The 22,284-nt window shown below is 37.9% G+C and carries 23 protein-coding genes and 4 tRNA genes; 15 read left to right on the forward strand and 12 right to left on the reverse strand.

The window, feature by feature from the left end; all coding sequences use genetic code 11:
* Positions 1–228 precede the first annotated feature (228 nt).
* The 8 genes from QXS89_00830 to QXS89_00865 all read left to right on the forward strand — a co-directional run bounded on the left by QXS89_00830 (position 229) and on the right by QXS89_00865 (position 5,655).
* A complete protein-coding gene (locus QXS89_00830) occupies positions 229–819 on the forward strand; it encodes a hypothetical protein (GenBank protein MEM3830737.1) in 591 nt (196 codons plus the stop codon).
* Positions 816–1,097, forward strand: coding sequence for a winged helix-turn-helix domain-containing protein (locus QXS89_00835; protein ID MEM3830738.1), 282 nt, complete (start codon positions 816–818; stop codon positions 1,095–1,097). The genes QXS89_00830 and QXS89_00835 overlap by 4 nt, the downstream gene beginning before the upstream one ends.
* A gap of 43 nt (positions 1,098–1,140) precedes the next feature.
* Complete coding sequence (locus QXS89_00840) at positions 1,141–1,680, forward strand: hypothetical protein (protein MEM3830739.1); 540 nt, start codon at positions 1,141–1,143, stop codon at positions 1,678–1,680.
* A complete protein-coding gene (locus tag QXS89_00845) occupies positions 1,659–2,621 on the forward strand; it encodes a DUF4350 domain-containing protein (protein MEM3830740.1) in 963 nt (320 codons plus the stop codon). Before QXS89_00840 ends, QXS89_00845 begins: the two co-directional genes overlap by 22 nt.
* Positions 2,600–3,547, forward strand: a complete 948-nt coding sequence (locus tag QXS89_00850; GenBank protein ID MEM3830741.1) for a MoxR family ATPase — start codon at positions 2,600–2,602, stop codon at positions 3,545–3,547. The genes QXS89_00845 and QXS89_00850 overlap by 22 nt, the downstream gene beginning before the upstream one ends.
* Positions 3,544–4,767, forward strand: coding sequence for a DUF58 domain-containing protein (locus QXS89_00855; GenBank protein MEM3830742.1), 1,224 nt, complete (start codon positions 3,544–3,546; stop codon positions 4,765–4,767). Before QXS89_00850 ends, QXS89_00855 begins: the two co-directional genes overlap by 4 nt.
* A gap of 1 nt (position 4,768) precedes the next feature.
* On the forward strand, positions 4,769–5,536 hold the full coding sequence (locus QXS89_00860) for a hypothetical protein (protein ID MEM3830743.1): 768 nt from the start codon (positions 4,769–4,771) through the stop codon (positions 5,534–5,536).
* A 44-nt stretch (positions 5,537–5,580) separates the two neighbouring features.
* Positions 5,581–5,655 (forward strand) — tRNA-Val (locus QXS89_00865).
* 155 nt (positions 5,656–5,810) lie between these two features.
* Here QXS89_00865 and QXS89_00870 read toward each other — a convergent pair.
* The 9 genes from QXS89_00870 to QXS89_00910 form a co-directional block, all read right to left on the reverse strand.
* Entirely contained in the window at positions 5,811–6,302 is a 492-nt protein-coding gene (locus QXS89_00870) for a Tfx family DNA-binding protein (GenBank protein MEM3830744.1), read from the reverse strand.
* A gap of 253 nt (positions 6,303–6,555) precedes the next feature.
* Complete coding sequence (locus QXS89_00875; GenBank protein MEM3830745.1) at positions 6,556–7,572, reverse strand: alcohol dehydrogenase catalytic domain-containing protein; 1,017 nt, start codon at positions 7,570–7,572, stop codon at positions 6,556–6,558.
* Between the two features lie 11 nt (positions 7,573–7,583).
* On the reverse strand, positions 7,584–8,819 hold the full coding sequence (locus QXS89_00880; protein MEM3830746.1) for a glycosyltransferase family 4 protein: 1,236 nt from the start codon (positions 8,817–8,819) through the stop codon (positions 7,584–7,586).
* The gene (locus tag QXS89_00885; protein MEM3830747.1) at positions 8,816–9,430 is read right to left on the reverse strand and encodes a hypothetical protein; all 615 of its coding nucleotides are present in this window, start codon (positions 9,428–9,430) and stop codon (positions 8,816–8,818) included. The genes QXS89_00880 and QXS89_00885 overlap by 4 nt, the downstream gene beginning before the upstream one ends.
* Positions 9,414–10,136: a hypothetical protein gene (locus tag QXS89_00890; GenBank protein ID MEM3830748.1), complete on the reverse strand. Its 723-nt coding sequence runs from the start codon at positions 10,134–10,136 to the stop codon at positions 9,414–9,416. Before QXS89_00890 ends, QXS89_00885 begins: the two co-directional genes overlap by 17 nt.
* Before the next feature lie 80 nt (positions 10,137–10,216).
* Positions 10,217–10,291 (reverse strand) — tRNA-Val (locus QXS89_00895).
* A 125-nt stretch (positions 10,292–10,416) separates the two neighbouring features.
* A tRNA-Ala gene (locus QXS89_00900) sits at positions 10,417–10,490 on the reverse strand.
* A gap of 170 nt (positions 10,491–10,660) precedes the next feature.
* Positions 10,661–11,899 (reverse strand): NADP-dependent isocitrate dehydrogenase, encoded by a 1,239-nt coding sequence (locus QXS89_00905; protein ID MEM3830749.1) that lies wholly within the window; start codon positions 11,897–11,899, stop codon positions 10,661–10,663.
* Between the two features lie 171 nt (positions 11,900–12,070).
* Positions 12,071–13,513, reverse strand: a complete 1,443-nt coding sequence (locus QXS89_00910) for a glycosyltransferase family 2 protein (GenBank protein ID MEM3830750.1) — start codon at positions 13,511–13,513, stop codon at positions 12,071–12,073.
* A gap of 159 nt (positions 13,514–13,672) precedes the next feature.
* On the opposite strand from QXS89_00910, the gene QXS89_00915 reads away from it, so the two are divergent.
* Positions 13,673–15,028: an aspartate aminotransferase family protein gene (locus QXS89_00915; protein MEM3830751.1), complete on the forward strand. Its 1,356-nt coding sequence runs from the start codon at positions 13,673–13,675 to the stop codon at positions 15,026–15,028.
* A 431-nt stretch (positions 15,029–15,459) separates the two neighbouring features.
* Positions 15,460–15,533: transfer RNA gene (locus tag QXS89_00920), tRNA-Ala, on the forward strand.
* A 39-nt stretch (positions 15,534–15,572) separates the two neighbouring features.
* On the opposite strand, the gene QXS89_00925 is transcribed toward QXS89_00920, so the two are convergent.
* Together QXS89_00925 and QXS89_00930 are read right to left on the reverse strand one after the other, a co-directional pair.
* Positions 15,573–16,610, reverse strand: coding sequence for a hypothetical protein (locus QXS89_00925; protein MEM3830752.1), 1,038 nt, complete (start codon positions 16,608–16,610; stop codon positions 15,573–15,575).
* Positions 16,611–16,631: 21 nt separating this feature from the next.
* The gene (locus QXS89_00930) at positions 16,632–17,207 is read right to left on the reverse strand and encodes a helix-turn-helix domain-containing protein (protein MEM3830753.1); all 576 of its coding nucleotides are present in this window, start codon (positions 17,205–17,207) and stop codon (positions 16,632–16,634) included.
* A gap of 70 nt (positions 17,208–17,277) precedes the next feature.
* Here QXS89_00930 and QXS89_00935 point away from each other — a divergent pair, with 70 nt between their 5' ends.
* The 3 genes from QXS89_00935 to QXS89_00945 all read left to right on the forward strand — a co-directional run bounded on the left by QXS89_00935 (position 17,278) and on the right by QXS89_00945 (position 19,682).
* Complete coding sequence (locus QXS89_00935; protein MEM3830754.1) at positions 17,278–17,607, forward strand: 4Fe-4S dicluster domain-containing protein; 330 nt, start codon at positions 17,278–17,280, stop codon at positions 17,605–17,607.
* 84 nt (positions 17,608–17,691) lie between these two features.
* The gene (locus tag QXS89_00940) at positions 17,692–18,609 is read left to right on the forward strand and encodes a 2-oxoacid:ferredoxin oxidoreductase subunit beta (GenBank protein MEM3830755.1); all 918 of its coding nucleotides are present in this window, start codon (positions 17,692–17,694) and stop codon (positions 18,607–18,609) included.
* 101 nt (positions 18,610–18,710) lie between these two features.
* The gene (locus QXS89_00945) at positions 18,711–19,682 is read left to right on the forward strand and encodes a hypothetical protein (protein MEM3830756.1); all 972 of its coding nucleotides are present in this window, start codon (positions 18,711–18,713) and stop codon (positions 19,680–19,682) included.
* Here the strand turns inward: QXS89_00945 and QXS89_00950 are convergent.
* Complete coding sequence (locus QXS89_00950; GenBank protein ID MEM3830757.1) at positions 19,657–20,430, reverse strand: 6-hydroxymethylpterin diphosphokinase MptE-like protein; 774 nt, start codon at positions 20,428–20,430, stop codon at positions 19,657–19,659. The genes QXS89_00945 and QXS89_00950 overlap by 26 nt on opposite strands.
* Before the next feature lie 543 nt (positions 20,431–20,973).
* On the opposite strand from QXS89_00950, the gene QXS89_00955 reads away from it, so the two are divergent.
* Together QXS89_00955 and QXS89_00960 are read left to right on the forward strand one after the other, a co-directional pair.
* Positions 20,974–21,387: a DUF120 domain-containing protein gene (locus QXS89_00955; protein ID MEM3830758.1), complete on the forward strand. Its 414-nt coding sequence runs from the start codon at positions 20,974–20,976 to the stop codon at positions 21,385–21,387.
* A gap of 42 nt (positions 21,388–21,429) precedes the next feature.
* Positions 21,430–22,278, forward strand: coding sequence for an ABC transporter substrate-binding protein (locus QXS89_00960; GenBank protein MEM3830759.1), 849 nt, complete (start codon positions 21,430–21,432; stop codon positions 22,276–22,278).
* Positions 22,279–22,284 lie beyond the last annotated feature (6 nt).

A 22,284-nucleotide genomic window follows, 5' to 3' on the forward strand; every position in this document is an offset into this window, starting at 1 on the left:
TGTTAAGGTTTTTAATAGAGGAATTCTCTTTTAGAATAAAGCTGGTTGGTGTTAATCCATATGAACTATTTATCGTTCTATTCTTCATCTTTTTATGTTTTTTCAAACTTGTGCTACTCTTGATGCTATTATATCCTGAGCGTCAAAGAAGGGGGATTTGATAATCTGTATAATATAAGAGTGAGTTCATAGTTACTCTAGGAATCAGAGGTTATCGTGGTAGAGACTATGGATTCCATTTTTTTGATAGTGATGGTTTACAGTGTGATGATATTAAGCTTACTCTCTGCAGTTCTATTCCTAGTACTCTCATCTATATTTATACGTATGTATAGGATTTATCCTGATGAGATTTGGATCAGAATCTCTCTAGGTTTTATTCTTCTCGCAATAAGTCAAGCAACGATCCTTCTCTCTATAGTACTTAAGGAAGCTCGAATATTATATGCGTTATTTGTATCAACACCAGCATTTGCAGTCTCCGGAGCTTATATGCTCTGGTCATCAAGAAGATCTTTTAACACTTCTTATATGATATCTATTACGAGCTTCTCTATAAGCTTACAAGAACTTCTTCGCATACTACCCTCAGCATTAGATCTGTTGGCTGGGATCTTTATACTAGCCGTAGGATTAAATTCTCGCAGATTCATTAGGTTAGGATTCGTGTTAGTATCAGTATCCTATATAGTTAGAAGTATATGGTTTCTTTCACCGACATCAATATATGCTTTGTCAGTGCTTCTGATAGCTGAGATAATAAGATCTTTCGGAGCACTGATTATGACAGCAGGTTATCTGAGGCGTTCAATATTATGAAAAAAAGAAGGAGTAGGATAAGCATAATCGCAGATATTCTGACATTTCTAGAAAAGGAGGGTGGAGAAGCCTCAACCACTAGAATTGCTACAGCAACCGGTCTCGCTTATGATCGTATGATCAAGATCTTAGAAGAGCTAGAGAGAAGGGGAATAATTAAATTAATAGCTGACGAGAAGAGTAAGAAAGCTATTATGACGGAGAGAGGTTTTCATCTATTAATAAGACTTAGAGAGTTAAGAAGACTATTAGAAGATCTCGGGCTAGAGATCTTTTAGAGAATTATTTATTTTCAGGCTATAAGCTATTTAATGAGGGAAGATGTCTTATATATCAAGATACACTATAATACCTGAGGAAGTAGCTTCTCAGCAGAATATAGCTAATCTACTGATCAATAGCTCTAAAGCTAATACAACACAGTTAATTAATGCTGTAAATTCTCAAGAGACTTCATTCGGAGGTCTTCCTCCAGAGATCTCGTATATTCTCGTAATGACTATTATACTGGCCGTAACCATACTACTTCTAATAATGATCTCACCGTCTCTATCGAGAAATATGGAACGTCCTCTAATATCCTCTGCTTCAGCAGATGCTCGTGGGGAAGGCGAGGGATCTATATATAGGTATGAAGGTGTAAGGTTGGTTCTCAGGGAGATCTATCTGAGATTAAGAATTTTATTAAGATGTAGTATATGCACACCCAGAGAACTTAGTGGAAGTTCTTTTAAAACAGATCTGGATCTTAAGACTTTTTCTTACTTATATGAAGAGATAGTATATGGAGGCAGAGAACCTATAGATGAAGAGTATAAAAAGATTGAGAGTCTGAGAAAATGCTTAGAGAATTCACGCTGATACTACTCATTCTTTTCATTCTCTCAGGCTCAGTCTACGGTATACAACTTAAGCTAGCACCTCAATATGATCCTCCCTCTATATATAATTATGGAGGAGGTGGCTATACCCGGATATACTTATCGCTAGCCGAAAGCGGGTTCAAGGTTTATCATATAACGAACTTTAACGAGCTGAGTAGATTTAATCCCTCTACAACAGTGCTCATCATAGCCAGCCCTGACAAGCCTGTTGAAGAAGACTCCGTGGAAAATGTGATCTCATGGGTTAGAAAAGGTGGTCTCGTGCTTGCTCTAGATGAGATAGGAACATTAAATCCTCTAGCTAATTCAATAGGTTTTAGGATAGGTTCTATAATTTCTTCTGTTTCTCTAGGTGAATGTCTTATAGAGAATCACTCCTTTCCGCTATATGTTAATGTATACTCTCCTCTAATATCTCTTCAGAACATGAGTTTAGAAGGTTTAGAAGTGATTGGCAGATGTTATGCTGAGGGGTTTTTGATAGGAGTTCTGGTGAGAATAGGTATTGGAAGAATCTTTCTACTAGGAGATTCTAGCATTCTCATAAATTCTATGATAAGGTATAACAAAACTACTTATAACATAATTCTTCTCAGAACATTGATCGGAGAGAGAGATTCGGTAGTATTCTACGAGGGAGGTAGAGAGTATATCTTCATAGATACAAGAGTACTCTTAGATCTTGTTAGAATACCCTTAAGTTTTCTAGCATACATACTGGGCAGTGTAATGAACTCAGATCTCTTAGCAGGAATTCTACTATTTACATTCATATCTACATTATTCCTCTTCATATATCTTAGAAGGTATGTCACATTTCCATCTTACAGAGAAGAATGGAGGGGAAAGCCTGCATATAGGATTAGCAAGAGCCATATTATTGCGAGGTATAGAGATTGGATAAAAGAAAAGAGATAGAATTCTTTCAAGAAGTGTTCTCTAAAGCGGTGGAGAATATATCAAGGGTTATAGTAGGTAAGAGAAGAGAGATCGAATTAATTCTAGCCTCGCTTTTAGCGGAAGGACATGTAATTTTAGAAGGAGTGCCAGGCGTTGCCAAAACTCTTCTCGCAAGATCTATAGCCAGTTCTTTCAATCTATCATTTAAGAGAATCCAGGCCACACCAGATCTTCTCCCCTCAGATATAATAGGAGTTAACATATACGACCCTCGATCTGGTAGCTTCAGATTCAGAGAAGGCCCTATATTTTCTAATATACTTCTTATAGACGAGATAAATAGAGCTCCTCCTAAGACTCAAAGTGCTCTCCTAGAAGCCATGCAGGAGAGGCAGGTATCTGTTGAAGGAGTTTCTATAAAACTTCCGAAACCTTTCATGGTTATAGCAACTATGAATCCTATAGAGGTTGAAGGAGTTTTTCCTCTCTCAGAAGCTCAGGTAGATAGATTTCTTGCTAAAGTCTACATAGGCTACCCCGATGTTAATGAGACTGTAGAGATCCTCAAAAGATATCATGAGATCAATGAGATCGCTTTAAAACCTGTAATTAGCTCCGAAGAGCTTTTGAAAGCTCAGGAGATTGTGAGAAGTGTGAAAGTCGATGAGAACCTACTCAAGTATATATCTCTCATAGTTCAAGCTACGAGAAATCATTCTATGGTTAGGCTGGGTGCGTCTCCAAGAGGTGCTATAGCTCTCTACCTTCTATCAAGATCCATAGCATTGATCAGAGGGAGAGAATATGTGATACCTGATGATATAAAGTATGTAGCAGAAGCAGCTCTCTCGCACAGGATCATTCTTAAACCTGAGGCTCTGTTAGGTGGTGTAAGAGCTGAAAAGATAGTTGAGGATGTCTTATCAAGGGTAGATATTCCATGAGACTTTCTCTGAGAGGTTTCAGCATAGGATTAATGTCATTCTTACTACTGCTTATTTCAATATACACAGGCTCTGTTCTACTATTTTCCACATCTATTTCACTACTCTTAATTCTGACTAGAGCTAGAATTCAAATCGAGAGAATTCTAAGAGTTAGCAATAGGATCCATGTTAGGAGGAGTATTGAAAGATACAGAGTGTATGAAGGAGGAGAAACAGAGATCAAGATATATGTAGAGAACAGATCTGAGAATACTATACCTTATCTAGTAGTAGCTGATATGATACCAAGAGAGCTGAAAGTTTCCGGAGGCAGTAATCAGATAGCTTCAATACTCTCAGGAAACAGCTTCATAGAATATTCATATAAAGTTAGAGTAGATAATCCTGGTCGTCATGATATAAGATCTATAAAATTGATCTTAGGAGATTCATTGGCATTGTTTCTCGAGGAGATCTATGTAGATTATTATTCATATATAACAGGAATTCCAAGAGGTATCCCCATTGATATATCTGAGAAGATCAGATCTCTCAATCCAGGATCTATGATTAGAGGAAGAACCCTTGGAGGGATCTATGATCTATGGGGGTTCAGAGAATACACACCAGGAGATGACGTGAGAAAGATCTACTGGAAAGGATTTGCAAGAACTGGTAAGGTTTATGTTAGAGAGGATATTGGAGAGAGCAGACCTAGAACTCTACTGATTATAGGGCTTACAAAATACTCTTGGCTTATAGGATCCGGATTCAATAGCTACTCTGAAGCTCTCTTACGACTAGCGAGATCTGTTGGAGAGGCTATTCTAAATAGCTATGGCTCTCTCGATGTAATGATATGTGAAGAAGCTGTAGTTAAGATCTTTAGAAATATAACCAGTAAAACTAGAGAGAGGTTTCTTTCATTATTCGATGAAATACCATATAGAGGAGGTTGTTCGAGTATTGGTATCATCCTGCTAAACCTCTATAGAGCCGGTGAGGCAGGTTATGATCTTGTTCTAATAACATCAACACCTGTTGATCTAATTACATCAGATCCTGAGGATATCATCAGATATGCTAGAGAAAGCGGATTTACAGGTGTTATTATGATGCCCAACCTAGATTATGAGAAGGATATAGGTGAGGGAATTATGAATATAATCTCTAGAACTCTATCTTCAGCAGGTTTTCCTCCTATTATTCTCGATAGAAGTTTTAAGAGAGTGTCCTGATATGAAGTATCTTACGGCTAGAGATCTTTCTTGGATCGTCTCATACTCGATTCTTATAATTTCACTATCTCTAATGCTGAAGGAGCTCTTGTTATTAGGTCTGGCATCTGCTATAATATCTCTCTCAATTATACTAACCAAACTTCTTAAAACTGATCTTATCTCGTTATCTTATCTTCTGATCTCTATATTATTTCTCATACTCATAAGAGATCCCATAATCTATCTAGCATACTACGCGTTAGCTCTGTCGTTAGTAGTATATATTCTATTAGATTACATGCTTACACCCTCGACCATGGGGGTTCTAGCTAAGATCTATGAGGTGATGTATATAGTGCTGATAGTGTTCGTAGCACCCCTGATTTCTTGGTTTAACAGCTTCCAGCTAGGATCTCTAACGGATCAAAATTTAGATAAAAATTTTGTTATAGGTTTTCTAACAGCTCTATCCATTTACTTCTCGATTTCAATGCTCTTGAAAAGCGATCTAGAAGCTCTAAGCTTCTTCTACAGGCTTATGACAAGAGATCTTTTAAATATAGTAAGGTTCCTTGTGTATTTAGAGAGATTCTTAATCCTAGTAGTATTCATGATAGTGATCTATATGGGAAGCATACCATTGATAACTTTATTAGTGATAGGAGAAATAACAAGATACATCATCAGAAGGATAGTAAGAATTCACGAGAAATATAGGCAGCCAATAGATCTAATAACGCCGGTGATGATGCTGTTATACATTGAGCTGATAAAACTCCCAGCATAAAATATAAAAAGAGAGTATGAAGAAATATCTAATGGCACCTGCGCGGGCCCGTCGTCTAGCCTGGTTAGGACGCCGCCCTTACGAGGCGGAGGTCCGGGGTTCAAGTCCCCGCGGGCCCATCCAGTATTTTACATATTCTTATTCGCGGTTTATAGATAATTAGGATTACTGAAGCATTTATTAGAACTATCATGAACTAAGTTCTTATAATTAAGCTTCTATATGCTATAGGTTAGTCAAGATTTAGAAGCGCTATTTTCAGGCTATTAACTCCTTAAGAACAATGGTCTCTTGGAGCCATGTAGATTCCCATGCAGATAGTTCTAGATCTTTTGATTCTTCTCGGTATAGATATGATTCCTACGCTTCCGCTTCTTAGTATGAATACTCTTAAAGAATTTCTAATTTTATCACTCTCAATATCTGCTCCTGAGAATCTTATAATTAGATCCATTAATCTAGGCATGGTTTCCTTAAGTTTCACACCCGATCTATTAGCTTCTCTGAAGATCTTCTCGGTAGCCTCTTTAACGCTGGTGCCTTCACTAATTTCTACCTGTGATATTGATAGGATCTCTATGTAAGCCTCTAGAGTAGATAATGCCTTAAGTAATTTATTGAACGCTCTTCTTTCTATAGTAGATATATTCTCCCTAGAAGAACTCATGATCTTGGCGATCTCACGCTGGGTAAATCCTCTGGATCTGAGTTTTAAAACCTCTATTTGTTTATCTGTTAGGAAAGTGTTTCTTCTACTTCTACTCATAAAACCTCATAATATCATGTGGATTCAGCCTTAATATCTCATCATATTCTTATCTCATATTTTGAGATCTCTTATGATTCTTTAAAGAGTCGGAAAGCTTCTCGTGTTCTTCACTATACTATCTATATACTTAGATGATCTCATTGAGATCAGATGTTAAAGCATAAGGTGACAAAGATCTAACATGAGATCTGCAGCTTAGAGATAAAGAAATTGATATAATCACGATAAAAAATCTGGAGCTTGTTTGCAGCTAATAGCTTAGAACTATCTTCCCTATAGAAGCTCCCTCCTCAAGAATCTTATGCGCTTCGACAACTTCTTCAATTCTCATGATCTTAAATATATATGGTTTTATAAGACCTTTTAAATAGTATTTTAGAACTTTCTCAAACTCCCATCTTGATCCTATATACACTCCATATATAGAAGATTTTTTCAGATAAAGAGACCTTAGATTCACGTTAACCTCAGCTCCTGATGTTACTCCGAAGAGCACGATCCTGCCACCTTTTCTCAGAAGTTCTATAGATAGGTTGAAAGTACTAGAACCTATATAATCTACTACCACATCGATCTTAGATCTATACTTTTCAATAGCACTCCTATAATCTCCTACAAAAACTTCATCTGCTCCAAGTTTTTCTAGAATAGCAGCCTTCCATTCACTTCTCGTATGAGCTATAACATGTGCGTTAAGTAGCTTAGCTATCTTAAGCGAGGCGATACCAGCACCACCACTAGAACTCCATATGAAAACACTCTCGTCAGGACCTAACCCAGCTTTTGTGACGAGTCCGTGGTATGCTGTGGTGAATGTTAAAGGAATTGATGAGAGTTCTGCTAGATCAACTTCTTCTCTAATCTTATAAACAACTGTTGCAGGGACTAGAATCTTTTCGGCATAGCATCCTGGAATAGTGTACCCTAGTATTGTATAGTTCTCACACTCATTTTCTCTACCCATTAGACATTTTGTACAAACACCATCACCCCATCCAGGAGCTACCACTACCAGATCCCCTCTCTTTATATTCTCAACATTTTCTCCCACTTCTTCTACAACTCCCACAGCATCAGAACCTGGTATTCTAGGGTACTCTACTGGAAAGTATGGAGATCCTCTTCTCTGCCATAGATCCAAATGATTTACACTACAGAACCTAGTTCTAACAAGTACATGCCCTTTTAATACCTTCGGATCTTCTAAATCCTTGATCTCAAAAGCTTTTTCAGGAGGCCCCGGCCTCATGATGACAGCGGCTCTCACGAGTACCACCTCTAACTTCTTACTCTCTCAAATAAATTTTTCATTAATCTCGACATAAGCATGTCCTTAGCTCTTTCACGAGCGTTTCGAGACATGAGATCTCTTCTCTCGCGATCTTTTACAAGTTCTCTTATAACCCTCGCAGCACCTTCAATATCATCAGGACCTCTGAGATGAACCCCGTCAACACCGTCTCTCACCAACCATTTCTGTCCATACACAGCACTGGTTACCACCGGAACACCTCCATACATGAATTCAAGCTGGGTTAATCCAAAAGCCTCCATTCTGGACATTATAATGTTTATATAGGAACTCTTGATAAGAGAAGCTTTAACCCTCTCATCTATCTCGCCAGTTATAATAACATTGGGCAGATTCTTAGATTCTTTAATAACTTGAGACCACTGATCGCCAGGTCTGCCAGCTATAACGAAGATAACATCCCTAAGATCCTTCAAAGCTCTTGCCACTCTAACGATGGCGAGAGGATTTTTTCTTTCTTCGATAGTGCCTAAATAAGATATGATAATTTTATCTCTGTCGATCTTAAATCTATCTAGAAAGAGATCTGGATTAGCTTTATCTATTAGAGAAGCTTCCTCATCATCTAGACCGCCGGGGAAGATATGTATCTGTTCGGGTCTTGCACCCATAGAGATCATATCTTCAGCTTCTATACTAGTGAGACATATGATCAGATTAGCAGTTCTAAAGATCGAAGGATATACTGTCGAGTTCCATGCTATTCTATAGGTTCTCTCTGCAGGAGAGTATCTTATAGGATCTGGAGGCTGGTAGTGGGACATATGAGCGTAGAATACATCCTTCTTCTCTTCACCTAGTGTAATCATAAGCCTCTTCCAAAGAACCCATCTAGAAGTCTCTTCAGGACCGTTCCATAGAGTTGAATGGGTCACGATGAAGTCTATGCCAATATCTTTATCGATAGCTCTTAAGGTCGATATAAAATCTCTAAAGAAGATTCTTCTAGGAGGCCACATAGTAGAAGAACTATCAACCCTGATCGTGGGTATCCCAATAGCCGGATCTTTTTCATATATCATATAACCTTTTTCAGTCTTTATAACATCTTTTCTCGAGATTATACTCCTCCCATCGTGGTAGAGACTTGTGAGAACCCATGCCTCATGTCCTAGAATTCTAGCCCATTTAACCATTCTCTGAGCAAGTAGCTCTTGTCCTTTACTATTAGATGTCTGGTACATTACTGAGAAGAATTTCATTTTTTCAAAACCCTTTCCAGGATGTAACCGGTTATTAAAATTATCATAACTATTGTAAGACCCCACATGAGAGGTGTGAGCATGTCTCTGAGAACCCCTACATTTATACCTCCAACCTCTAGTGCGAATACTAGTGCAACTATATAGAGCAGGATCCTTAGGTATTCAGCTATAGATGTTAGAATTCTTTCATCAGATGATCTAAGCTCAGAGCTCTTATAAAGATAGTTTATGAAGGCATCTACAAGTAGGAAACCGATCACTATTATGATGAAAGTTTTTACAAATCCTGCCACATATACTGTAAGGATCTGGTATGATAGGGTAGAAACCTCAGCTATATTCAGATTACTAGAGAGATAATATACAGCGATTAGCATGGATGATATGTATATGATCCAGGATGTCACAACACCGAAAAATTCGCTAGGAGTATAACCACCTCTGATCATAGCTCTGCCTATAGCGAATTTCCTGAACCATTCGTCGAAACCTAGCTTCTCAAGAAAAGCTCTGACAGCCATGCGAGATAGGAATCCTGCTACATATCCTACTACAGCTATGAGTATTGTTAATCCTACTATGATGAGTATCTCATAAACTCCTTGCATAATCTAGAACCCACCTAGCTACACTGTCAAACTCTACTATGTAGTCTACATCAGGATTAAAATGCTTATTATACTTGTGTCTAACGAGAACTCTGACATCGGCTTCCTCGAAAGCTTTGAGATCATTCTCACTATCTCCTAGGTAAACGATTTTGTCAACGCCTAATAAAGTTCTGAGGATCTTTACAGACCAGTCTTTCTCTCGATAGGAAGTGTAGATATCTAAAAAAGGATAGTACTTATACTCATAAATCTTTAAACCCAAGGATCTAGCTAGATCTATTATCGAATCAATTTCTGAAGGTCTTCCACCAGAAAACCTCCAATCTATACCGATCCCTCCTACGTAGGCGTCCAAAACTTTTTTAATCTCTAGCGTCACCTGATTCTCTAGAGCTTTTAACATACTAAGAATCTTCTGGATCTTTTCATTGCTCTCTCTTTCAACACTTTTTTCATCAACAACAACATACCCTCCACCTCTGATCTCTAGAGCATATATACATGCCATACCATCAAGATTCACAGGTATCTTACTCCTCAGAAAACCACAGTCCTTGCTACTTATAACAGCGGTTCTAAAACCTTTTTCTCGCAAGATCTCAAGCATTTTAACATTATCCTCAGAGACTCTCAGATCTTCTCTCCTCCTATCCAGAGGCGCCAGAGTGCCATCAAAATCAAAGAAAAACCCTATAACATGCAATATAATCAGCGTAATCTATTATCTATGATAAAATATAAATTATTGATCCTCTTAATACAGGCGTGCTAGAGAACGTTTAATGGGCCCGCGGGGACTTGAACCCCGGACCTCCGCCGTGTGAGGGCGGCGTCCTAACCAGGCTAGACGACGGGCCCCTCTAATATCTCGGAGAAGCAGGTAAATAAATCTTACAGCCTGTAGTAATTGATGGATGAATTATTTTATTTACTAGAATGGGTTTTTAGAAGAATCTGAGCTTATCAAGGGCTGACGGTTTAAATGGACCGGCCGGGATTTGAACCCGGGACCTCTGCCGTGCGAGGGCAGCGCTCTTCCAGTCTGAGCTACCGGCCCCTATTTTCTATAAGAAAATTAGCAATTTAAGATCTTCTAAAAATCACCTGTTTTTGTCGCTTTTACAACCTTTCCTCTTACTCTTCTTCTCTTTCTCTTCCAAGACTTACACCATTTTGATGGGTGTTCTAATTATTCTTAAAAGAGTTTCTATGATCCCTGAGCTGATATTATCTAAGGATTCCTCTCTTCTCCACGAGCATATCTAGATTTCTTCTTACAGCATCGATGAACTCTTCTGTATATACTACAGCATTTATAGGAGGTTCTGAAACTCTTGCAACATCTTGCGTCATGATCCGATCTATTTCTATAGTCTTTTTAACAGCTTCTTCAAGTATCTCGGAGAATGTAATAAGATCTCTTATACCATCTCTCTTACCTCTCTCCTTAAGAGCTCTAGTCCATGCGAATATAATTGCTGTAGGGTTGGTAGAGGTCTTCTCACCTTTTAGATACCTATAATAATGTCTCTGCACAGTTCCGTGAGCAGCTTCAGACATATAATAGCCTTGGGGAGAGTAAAGCTCTGATGTCATTAGAGCTAGGCTTCCTGAGAATGCTGACGCGACAAGGTCTGAGATCACATCTCCATCATAATTCTTGGTAGCCCATACAAAACCTCCTTCAGATCTAACAGCCCTAGAATAGGCGTCATCTATTAAATAGTATTCATATCTCAGACCCTCTCTATTGAATTCTTCTTTAAACTCCTCCTCATATATTCTATTAAATATCTCCTTAAATCTAGCATCGTAGATCTTCGATATGGTATCCTTAGTGGCAAACCATAGATCTAGTCTGTTCATAAGAGCATATTTAAAGGAGGCTCTCGCAAAACTTTCAATAGATCTGTCTAGGTTATGATATGCCTGAAGAACTCCTGAATCTTCGAGGCGAGGTAGCTTAACTCTGATCTCCTTTCCCGAAACAGATCTGTATATGATCTCAGCTTCTCCGGCTTCCTCAAATCTTAACCCAACACCAGAGTATATGTCACCATAAGCATGTCGAGCTACCACAATAGGTTTCCTCCAAAACCTTACTGCGGGAATTATATTGCTTAGAATTATAGGTGCTCTGAATAGAGTTCCATCGAGAATTTCTCTGATTGTGGCATTAGGACTTCTCCATTCTTTCTTTAGATTATATTCTTTAACTCTCTCGGCATTGGGAGTTATAGTAGCGCATTTAACACCTACACCCCATCTTTTTATAGCTTCTGCAGCTTCTATAGTGATCCTATCAGCTGTTTCATCTCTCCTTTTAATATGAAGATCATAGTATTCTGTCTTCAGATCCACATAAGGATTTATAAGCTTCTCTTTAACCCAACCCCACATAACTCTAGCCATCTCATCTCCATCTAGCTCTACTAGAGGTTTATCCATGGGAATCTTGCTAACCATATAATCTCCCAATAAGGTATTGTAAATATTGATAGATATAAAAATAATTATAAAAGCTCAGTAGCTATAGAATGGCTAAGTGTTTTCTCATAATCAGTGATCTCTAGAGATATCTTATTACATCGAATAAAAGAAGTTAGAAGGTCTTATGATCTAAGCTCGATTATTTCTTCATATAGAGGACGACCCCACGGAGAAAGTAACATAGAGATAGGATGCAAGCATGGCGCCTGATACTATAAAGACTCCTATATGATGTAACACAATTGATGCTGTAAAGCCTATGAAAACTACTGGTGAGAAGAGTATTTCAGGGATAAGATCTTTTATTCTAGTTCTCATCTTCTCAGAATCTCCTTTAGGTGTAACCTTATATCTATACCTCTTAGGATTAGCTAGAGCCTTCAACTGGCTAAGCCCTAGTACAGGTGTCAACACAGAACTAGTAGCTGAAGAAGTTCCCAACCATTTCAGACTTCTAAGTATTGGAGCTCCAGCTCTTATCTTTAATATGGCTATGTAGAATGCTACGTAGAGTATTGAAGATGCTATCCATAGATATAATAATGATGAAACCTGTAGCACAGGGTCTTCAGAAGGTCTTATCACGGCATAGGACAAGTAAAATAGAGGAGTTATAATTAGAAGTACTAGAGCTGGGATGTATTGTAAGGCGTATAAGATCAGCTCTAATTTTCTAACTATGCTATCTCGTGCTCTTATTATAAGTTTGAATCCTCTTAAAACAGCTTGCATCGCTCCATAAGCCCATCTACTCTGTTGAACCTTGAACGCCGTATAGGTTGATGGTACTAAGACTTCTACCAAGGCATTGTCTTCATAACATGTCTTGAGACCGCTTCTGAACATTTTAATTCCAATCCAATAATCATCCTGAACAATGTCATGATCTATAGGACCTATATTTGAAAAGATCTCTCTACGGAAGACTGTTCCACTGCCGAGAGGAACAATGTAAAACCCCCACGAAGATCTTCCGTAGTATAACAGTGTTTGTATAAATGTAGTGGAAGCTGTTAGAGCGTAGCCTATTCTAGATCTAAAGTAGCTCCTGCCAATCCACCTACCAACTACAGCATCACACTTCTCGGATATCATTTTCTCATAAGCTCTTAACAGAAAATCCTGAGAGAGAGTAGTGTCAGCATCAACTATAGCTATTATTTCTCCAGAAGATCTTGCTATAGCCTCGTTAATAGCACCGTTTCTCCCTCCAGCAGGCTTCTCTCTATATATAGTAATGATCTTTGTTTTGGTATCTCTGCTTATCATATCAACTAGATCTTCTATAAGAGTTCTTCTATCCCTCGAATCATCTGCCACGAGAATTATCTCGAGAAATTCTCTATCCCATTTAAGTCTCGCACTACTTTCAATAGATCTCTTCAATATATCTAGATCTTCATCTTTCTCTGGAATAATAACTGAGGCTCTAATCTTTGGAAATGTATCATTATTTTTCTCTTCAACTCCTGCAATACCCGTATTCTTTCTGTATACTCTTAAAAAGCCTATTGCATAGAATGTATGTATAATCTGCACAGATGCAAGAGATAGGAGCATAACTCCTGCGAGAATCTGTAGAAATATCATTATCCTCTCCTAATAGGTTTTAAAAAATCCCTTTAATATATAGGAGGTTTTTGAGGGTCTATTATATTCTTTTCTTTCTATCAGAATAGATTTTTCTAGATAAGATTTTAACTTTGATAAGTATAAAACCCTCGCTTATCATTCTCTAAAGGGATTAGTGTGAAGTCTTTAAAAGAGAAGATCGAAAAGATCGTTCATGAGAATACAGAGATCTACCTTAAAAGAACTCCAAGTTCTAGAAAGCTTTTTGACAAGGCCAGAAGATTCCTCCCAGGTGGTGTATCCTATTCCATAAGATTCTTTTCACCTTATCCTCTATACATAAGTAAAGCCAAAGGATCTAAAGTATGGGATGTTGACGGAAACGAGTACACAGATTTTTGGATGGGTCATGGAACACATGTACTAGGACATTCACCTGATCTCGTCGTCGAGGCTGTTAGAGAGATTATAGGAAGAGGAACCCACTTCGGATATGAGAATCCTTATGAGGTAGAGTTTGCGGAATTCCTAACCAGAACATTGCCAGGAATGGATCAGATAAGATTCAGTATGAGTGGTACTGAGAGTAACATGTATGCTCTGAGACTAGCCAGAGCTTATACTAGGAGAAAATATGTGATAAAATTTGAAGGAGGCTGGCACGGAGGCTTAGACCAGCTTCATGTAGGGGTATCACCTCCTTATGATGATCCCGAGACCTTAGGTCTTCCAAGAGATTTTGTAAAGTATACTCTAATTGCAAGATACAATTCTATAGAAGATGTGGAAAAACTGCTGAAGATATATGATGTAGCGGCTGTTATAGTAGAACCAGTGCTAGGTGCAGGAGGATGTATCGAGGCTAGGCAGGAGTTTTTAAAAGAATTGAGAAGACTTACAGAAGAGCATGGATCTGTACTTATATTTGATGAGGTTATAACAGGTTTCAGACTTGCTTTCGGAGGTGCTCAAGAATACTTTAATATTAGAGCAGATCTCGTGACATACGGAAAGATCATCGGAGGAGGATTTCCAGGAGCTGGTGCTTTCGGAGGGAGAAGCGATCTAATGGATCTCCTAGATCATATTAAGAGGCCTAAGTCGAGAGAGAGAAGTGGTCATGGAGGAACGTTTACAGGGAATCCTGTTAATTCTGTTGCTGGCTATGTGCTTTTAAAATATTTATATGAGAACAGAGGGCTCTATGACGAGTTTAATAAAATATGGGATCAAACAAGATCTAGAATAGATAAGATCTGCGAGGAATCAAATAGAATATGCTGGGCCACAGGTGTTGGAAGCATGCTTGGGATTCATTTTACTAGAGAAAGACCATGGGATAACAGGAGTGCTAGACTTAATAGACTTGATGAAGAGATTCCTAGAGCTCTTCATCTTTTCATGAGAAACCACGGGATGTTATACATGACTGAAGACATGATACATCTACTGCCTTCTATGGTTCATGACAGGAGTGAAATAGATAAATTTGTAGATCTATTCGCGCAGTTTATAGAGCTGCTCAAGCTATGAGACTAATAAATCAGATAATCGAGATCTGGAATCAATCCTAAAGTTAATTCCTCAATATTTATTAAATTAAGATCATCATTGAAATATAAGCTCTGTCTTCTTTCTGATATTTATCCAGGTCTATATTTCTTGGTTTAATATCTTTATCTATCAAATAAGTCTTGGTGTTATAATGCTAAGCTCGTATGGTAGATCCTCATAGAAGGGTTTTTAAGTTCTCTGAGCTCATAAGATCAATATACTTTTAGAGTTTCAAGATTTTAGAGCAACAAGCTTCGAGCGATGTGAAGAAATTTCTACGGCAAAAAGGTTCTGGAGAAACCGCTAAGAAGCAGACGGTTGAGAAGCCTGAAAGCCTGTGAATAGCTATCTATCGGGAAACGGTTAATCTGTAAACTTTTAAATTTACTATATAATCAAAGTTAAATGGTGGGCCGGTAGCTCAGACTGGAAGAGCGCTCGGTTTGCACCCGAGAGGTCCCGGGTTCAAATCCCGGCCGGTCCATCTTGATTTTACAAGCGAGTTCTGGCAAAATTTTATATTCTATCGATCGAGTGGTGCTACTAGAGATCTGCATTCTCTCGTGCCTAGAGATATGGTGTAGTATTCCTCTCCAGTTCTAAAATCATAGACTTTCTGTAAACTTCCTCTTACCTTTACAAAACCTCCTTCGTAGAGTATCGGTGAGAAGGATCCTTCATAGATCATGATTTTAACCTCGCCATCTTCATCTTCTATATCAGATCTATATGAACCCCTTAATTTGATCAGAGCTTCTCCCGGATATTGAATAGCTCCACATTGTTTAGGTTCTACAAATCCTTCGACCTCTACACATTTAATTGTTTTCGATGTATATCTGCAGGGATAAGCACAGTAATCCTGTGGAAATACAATGGAAACATGCTTATCCTTGTAAACTCCTCTTCTGTAGATCCTATACATCATCTTAGCTAGATCTAGATCTATTCCATGTAGGGTTGTTTGATTAGAAATCCAATTAAGGAGATCTTCATTTTCAAGAGGTTTTAAAATTGACTCTATATTCTCCAGTATACCTCTTATATTGTCGCAACCATAGATCAGGAGATCTATATCACTGTAAGCTGTGTTATGAAAACCTCCTAGAATACTACCTCCAACACCTATACTGTCTAATGGCACACCTACGTAGCTTTTTATCAGGTCTATGAATTCAGCTACTTTAAATTCTAGACTATCTCTAGGTCTTAAATATATCTCGTAAGCTCTTTCCTCAGGGTTTAATATCTTATAAACACGGTCTCTGGATACATAGGGTATCTCAGCTCCATAAGTTATCTCATATGCTTTTTCTTGATATCTCTCGAACACTCTTCTTACATGGTTTATAGAGTATCTCTCTACAACACGTTTAAGAGGTATATTTCTATAGATCCATATGCTCTTACCACCTGCTTCTAAATATTCTTGAGGTATGTATTTAAGATATGCATATATTCTGCCAGGTGGGTGCACTGATCCGAAGACTATATATATTCTCTGCTCTAGATCTACGATCATATCATGATCAAGAATAGCATCATGTCTTGCCCTAGCCAAGCTTTCTGCTAGCCCTCCATCTTAGGGTATATATCTTACGTAATAATTTAACATGATTCTTTCTATAATCTTTCTAATGTGTTCGTGTAAAGTAGATATGGAGCATCCTAGATCATTAGATAGCTTAGATAGATTCACTTTCCTGGGATAGCTGAAGTATCCTTTCTCGATGGCTTTTATAAGTACTTCTTTCTGTCTTTTTGAAAGTATTGGAATATATTCATCGAACCTAAACTGATCTATTAGTTTCACAGAGCAACCTTTCTCATAGATCTCTTTTAATATTTTCTTTAGATCTTCAAATTTTTCGATCATAAGATCTATATATAGTTTGCCTTCATCAAATAAGACTGATATCAGGCTATACTCTTTTATCACATCCTCTAAGATATGAGATCTTATAGAAAGTATTCCAAGATTCTTACGAAAGTAGATGACCTTGCCAAGAGATCTTATGATTCTTCTGCTACATTTTCTAACATAGATTCTTATATCATGATCCTGAACCGCTATGAACCATCCTTCGCACTCTCTAGCTATCTTATTCAGAGGATCTTTTTCACAACCTATATATATTCTCACGATAATAGGTTCCAAAGATAGTACCCGTATATTTACGGTGCTCTATATATTTATGTTCTTCACATTATTTTCTGAGGTGAATAAATTGTCTCACGGCGAGAAGAAAGAGTATCAAAAGATAGTGATAGATCAGGATATATGTATAAGTTGTGGAGCATGCGTAGCAGTATGCCCTGTTCAGGCATTAGAACTAGATGAAAATGCAAAAGCAAGACTGATCTGGGATGTGTGTATAGATGACTTCTCATGTGTTAAAGTATGTCCTGTAAACTGTATATGGCCTACATCACAGGCTCCTGCCGAGGCTAAGGCTAAGAGTAAATGGTACAGGTTTAATGCACCTCTCCAGGGAGCTTTGAAGTCAGAATTCGATACATGGAAGTCTAAGTATGGCGTATCAGGAGAACCAGCATAATCTTATAACATTGAATATTTTCAGCGTGGTTCTGCTTATATTTTTTTAAAACCTCTAGAAGTATGGTGGCACACTCTGAGTTTGATGCAGTCTCTGAAGACGTTTAGAAGCGGTAAATCTCCAGACTGGTGTCCTGGCTGTGGAGACTATGGTATTCTCTCAGCATTAACGGGTGCTCTATCAGATCTTAAGCTAGATCCTTCTAAGCTTGTTATCGTAGGAGGTATAGGATGCTCTGGAAAAACTCCTCACTACGTCTTCGGAAACGGAGTTCACACACTCCATGGAAGAGCTATTCCATATGCAACTGGTATTCGTATTGCAAATCCTGAGCTGACCGTGATAGTCACGGGAGGAGACGGAGATCTTCTGGGTATAGGTGTAGGTCATTTTGTGTCTCTAGGCAGGAGAAATATTGATATGACAGTTCTTGTTTTCAACAACCAGGTATATGGGTTGACTAAGGGGCAGGCATCGCCAACGCTTCCTAGAGGTGTTAAGACCAAGGCTCTTCCCAAGGCTAATATACAAGACGCTATAAATCCAGTAAAGCTGGCTCTAGCCTCAGGCTATACATTTGTTGCAAGAGGCTTTGCATATGATGTTCCACATCTTAAAGAGCTTATCAAGAGAGCAATTCTTCATAGAGGATCTGCTGTTATAGATATTCTACAGCCATGTCCAACTTATAATGATGTATATACTAAAGAATATTATCTTCAGAGAATAGTAAAGCTTGAAACATTAGATGGCTGGGATCCTGTAGTAAGGTCCGAGGAAGAAAGAGAAGAAAAGATTGAGAAAGCTTTTAGATATGCAGAGTGGGGTGAAAAGATCTATATAGGGTTATTCTATCAGAATGAACTAGTTCCAACGTATGAAGATAGACTGGCACAGAGAATACCTGGCTATCTTAAATATCCTCCAGCGAAGATACCTATATCAGTTGATGGGAGAAGTATATTTAGCGTCTCACATATAGTGAACCAGAGGATCTTATGATATAGATCTTCATCCTGAAGCATTTCAGCATCTTCTTCCTGAAAGGTCTTTGTTTGATTAAGCGTTTTTAAATCTGTCTAAAATATTTTAGTTGGTATATCATGACGTATGATCTTCTGATCTTTCATGGAATCATATTTTCAATATCTTTCATACTCACCACAATAACTCTCCTTATAATCATGCGACTGTCTTTTGCAAGAGGTATAGTGGGTAAAGATGTTCACAAGCCCTGGAATAGTTATGCCTCCGAAATAGGTGGTGTATCTCTCATAATAGGATCTCTTATACCCTTTCTTTTTCATCCTAGCGAGAGAACTCTGGCGTTTTTTATATCTTCTCTAATAGCTCTCGGAATAGGATTATATGATGATCTCAGGGTTCTCAGTGGAAGAGTAAAACCTATTCTCGCTATAATGCCCTCGCTACCTGTTATAATACTAGGATTGTATAAACCTACTCCTTTCATCCCCTTCATCGGTGAAGCCAGGCTGTTTCTCTTATATCCTATCATAGTTGCGATAGGATACTCTATAGCTCTTAATGCTATTAATATGAGTGATACTCACAATGGATTGATTGCCGGTATTAGTCTTATAGCTTTATCCGTTTTAGCACCTTATCTCATAGAAAAGAATCCGTTTGACGCTGTGATCTTTATATCGCTAATAGCCTCATTATCCGCATTTTTAATATACAATGCATATCCCGCGAAAAGTTTTGTAGGAAACTCGGGAAGTTTTATCATTGGAAGCTGGTTTGCTTCTATAGCTTTTATAAGCTCTGTAGAGTTTCTAATAGTTCTATCACTTCTTCCTCTAGTGATAAATGGTTTTACTATACTGGTCTCTATAAGAGGTTTTAAAGAGAGAAGAGAGATCAAGAAAAGACCTGTATCGGTGGTTCAAGGCTTTATATATGGTAATAGAGATCCTGATGCTCCTGTGACTCTAGCTAATATAGCATCGATCAAAAGACCTATTAGAGAAGCAGATTATGTAATAAGCATGTATATATTGATCCTCATATCATCACTCGCAGGCTTACTCATATGGATTCTAACTCAGGCGTAGAAGAAGAATCTATATATATAGGAAGAGAAAGCTGGTAAATAATTCTCTTAGCCCATCTCAGCTTCTCAGCTTTCTGAAGAGATACAAGAGATCTCCCGCTTAACCAGGGCTTTGAGTACATGCTTGAATAAGGTGAGTCTAGGTCCATTCCTAAGGTATCAATCTCTTTGATCTTAAGCAGTACCTTGGCTATCATATATGCTCTATCACCATCTGTAAAGCCTGGTATGATAGTTGTAAGATTGCAGAGTGGTGGTGTCTGGACTGTAATTAGGATCCTGTCTCTATAGTTTCTTATATAATACATCAAAGAAGAGATCTTACTATAATTATCTCCGTGAAACTGTATGAACCCGTAACCGCCAGATCTTAATATTCTTATCAGAGACTCTAAACCTCCATCCAGATCTCCTGCATATATGCAGAGTATATGATCTCTACAGGATCTATTTGGTATACTCATGCAGGCTCCATCAGCGCATACTATTGTATCATATTTTTCTATGATAAGATCCAAGGTAGCACTCTCTATACCAGGTCCGGCTCCTATTACTAAAGCCTTTCTCTTGGAGGCTAATCTCTCTAACTCCTCTAAAACCATAGTAGGCTCTCTAACATCTAGCGATCTAGAAACTAAACAGGCTGCTAGAGAGGCATCCCACTCTCTATCAAGATCAACTCCTGTCAGATTTTTAAGAACATCCTGATAGATCATATAAACCTTGAAGATATTATATCTAGTTCTCATACTACTTAATCTCCTTTACTATTCGATATAATATTCTTAACATGCGTAGGCTATGACTTGAAAATACTATCTAACTAAACATACTCCATATATTAGCTCTTTATATAGGTTTACAATTTTGAAAGCCTCGCCCTTTAGGGCGGAGGCAGATCACATAGTTCATCACATAATTTCTCTCATTAACAAGTTATGAGATCACGTAATCCTCTGAGAACAGAGGTATATTAAAGTTTCATATCATGCGTATATGTATCTACTATAGGTTTCTCTTGTGTTCAAGGTAGCATGATATGAGGTTTGTAAGGTTCTTGTCAGATACAAGGTGCGAGTTGAAGAGGTTAAAATATTGATCTTGATCGAAGAGTGATACAAGCTAATGTGAACCACTTTAGAACCTGAAGAATTTTGCTAGAAGCTCATATTAGATCGAGGGTCTCATCATACTGTCTCAGAGATCACCTCCCTAATCATCCACTATATATTATACATCGTATACTTAAATATGCTCTTCAAATATAGATTTTAGGATGTTGGGTATATAGATTGAAAGTCTCCTTCAAGGCTGTGTATGTCAAAGGATTTGATAGAGCTAGATATTTTATGGGGCTCGAACCCTATAAAAACATGTTCAGAAATCTTTTAGGTAGAGAACCTTACGAAGGGACTCTTAATATAAAGCTGAATAATAAAAGCTATAGAGATCTTCTAAAGGAATGCGGTTCTTCATTAGTGATAGAGAACTTTAGCTATAATGGAAGAGAGTATGGAGGGCTTTACATATGGTTTGGAGAGGTTAAAGAAATAGGTAAGGTTCTCGTAATAAGACCATTCAGATCTGGTCATGAGGAGAATGTGCTTGAGATAGTATCAGATCAAAAGATCTCAGATGTATTGAATTTAAAACATGGAGACTTAATAGAAGTGCACATAGAATGTAATCCTCCGAAGAATAAATAATAAAATCATTGTTAAAGAATTTAAATTTGTAAGGGGCTTATAATGTCTAAAGTCTACTCTCCAGAGATAGGATATGTAGAGATCCCTGAAAAGCCTAAGAGAATAATTAGCATGTCTCCATCGGCTACAGAAACTCTATTCATGTTAGGAGTAGGAGATAGAATCGTAGGTGTTGACTCATGGTCTTACAGACCTCCGGAGGCTATGAACAAGAGAAGAGTTGGTAGCTACACTACTGTGAATCTGGAAGTAGTAAGAGAGCTGGATCCTGATCTCATAATAACGACAACAGGTGTTCAGAGAGCGATCTTGGAAAAACTTAAAGATCTTAATAAACCTATCTATCCCATACCAGTACCAGCCAGTGTATATGAGATCTTTAATAACATAGTAATTATAGGAGGCCTGGTAGGAGAGTATGATAGAGGATTAAAACTCGCAGAAGAGATGCTGGAGAAATTAATCAAACTAGTTGAAGAATTTCGAGTAAAGAGTAAACTTAGAACCTATGTAGAGATAGACCTTGGAGGTCCTACGATTCCAGCATACTACTCTCACATAACTTCTGCTCTCTCTCTATTCGGGTTATATAATATCTTTATGAATCATAAACAGTCGTATCTATACGGTTTCAAGGTGGCGGACTTCCCGGTGCTAGATCTAAATCAGGTTATAGAATTAGATCCGGAGATAATAATCTATGAAAGTAAGAATAAAAAACCTTCCAGAGAAGAGTTGGAGAACCTTATAAAGGTAAGAAGATGGGAAAAGATCTCTGCGGTTAGAAATAGCAGATATATCGTGATACCAATGGACACGCTAGCTCATTATGGGCCAAGCTTTCTAGATAACCTTAGGATAGTTCTCGAGGAAATTAGGAGAATTCTTTAAATAAGA

The organism is Sulfolobales archaeon, assembly GCA_038881635.1.
Lineage (GTDB): Archaea > Thermoproteota > Thermoprotei_A > Sulfolobales > AG1 > WYEN01.

Excerpts from the sequence above, each read along its gene's own strand:
- QXS89_00830 (MEM3830737.1), top strand. The coding sequence starts at position 229 with ATGGATTCCATTTTTTTGATAGTGATGGTTTACAGTGTGATGATATTA.
- QXS89_00835 (MEM3830738.1), top strand. The coding sequence starts at position 816 with ATGAAAAAAAGAAGGAGTAGGATAAGCATAATCGCAGATATTCTGACA.
- QXS89_00840 (MEM3830739.1), top strand. The coding sequence starts at position 1,141 with ATGTCTTATATATCAAGATACACTATAATACCTGAGGAAGTAGCTTCT.
- QXS89_00845 (MEM3830740.1), top strand. The coding sequence starts at position 1,659 with ATGCTTAGAGAATTCACGCTGATACTACTCATTCTTTTCATTCTCTCA.
- QXS89_00855 (MEM3830742.1), top strand. The coding sequence starts at position 3,544 with ATGAGACTTTCTCTGAGAGGTTTCAGCATAGGATTAATGTCATTCTTA.
- QXS89_00860 (MEM3830743.1), top strand. The coding sequence starts at position 4,769 with ATGAAGTATCTTACGGCTAGAGATCTTTCTTGGATCGTCTCATACTCG.
- QXS89_00870 (MEM3830744.1), bottom strand. The coding sequence starts at position 6,302 with ATGAGTAGAAGTAGAAGAAACACTTTCCTAACAGATAAACAAATAGAG.
- QXS89_00880 (MEM3830746.1), bottom strand. The coding sequence starts at position 8,819 with ATGAAATTCTTCTCAGTAATGTACCAGACATCTAATAGTAAAGGACAA.
- QXS89_00885 (MEM3830747.1), bottom strand. The coding sequence starts at position 9,430 with ATGCAAGGAGTTTATGAGATACTCATCATAGTAGGATTAACAATACTC.
- QXS89_00905 (MEM3830749.1), bottom strand. The coding sequence starts at position 11,899 with ATGGTTAGCAAGATTCCCATGGATAAACCTCTAGTAGAGCTAGATGGA.
- QXS89_00910 (MEM3830750.1), bottom strand. The coding sequence starts at position 13,513 with ATGATATTTCTACAGATTCTCGCAGGAGTTATGCTCCTATCTCTTGCA.
- QXS89_00940 (MEM3830755.1), top strand. The coding sequence starts at position 17,692 with ATGCAGTCTCTGAAGACGTTTAGAAGCGGTAAATCTCCAGACTGGTGT.
- QXS89_00945 (MEM3830756.1), top strand. The coding sequence starts at position 18,711 with ATGACGTATGATCTTCTGATCTTTCATGGAATCATATTTTCAATATCT.
- QXS89_00950 (MEM3830757.1), bottom strand. The coding sequence starts at position 20,430 with ATGAGAACTAGATATAATATCTTCAAGGTTTATATGATCTATCAGGAT.
- QXS89_00960 (MEM3830759.1), top strand. The coding sequence starts at position 21,430 with ATGTCTAAAGTCTACTCTCCAGAGATAGGATATGTAGAGATCCCTGAA.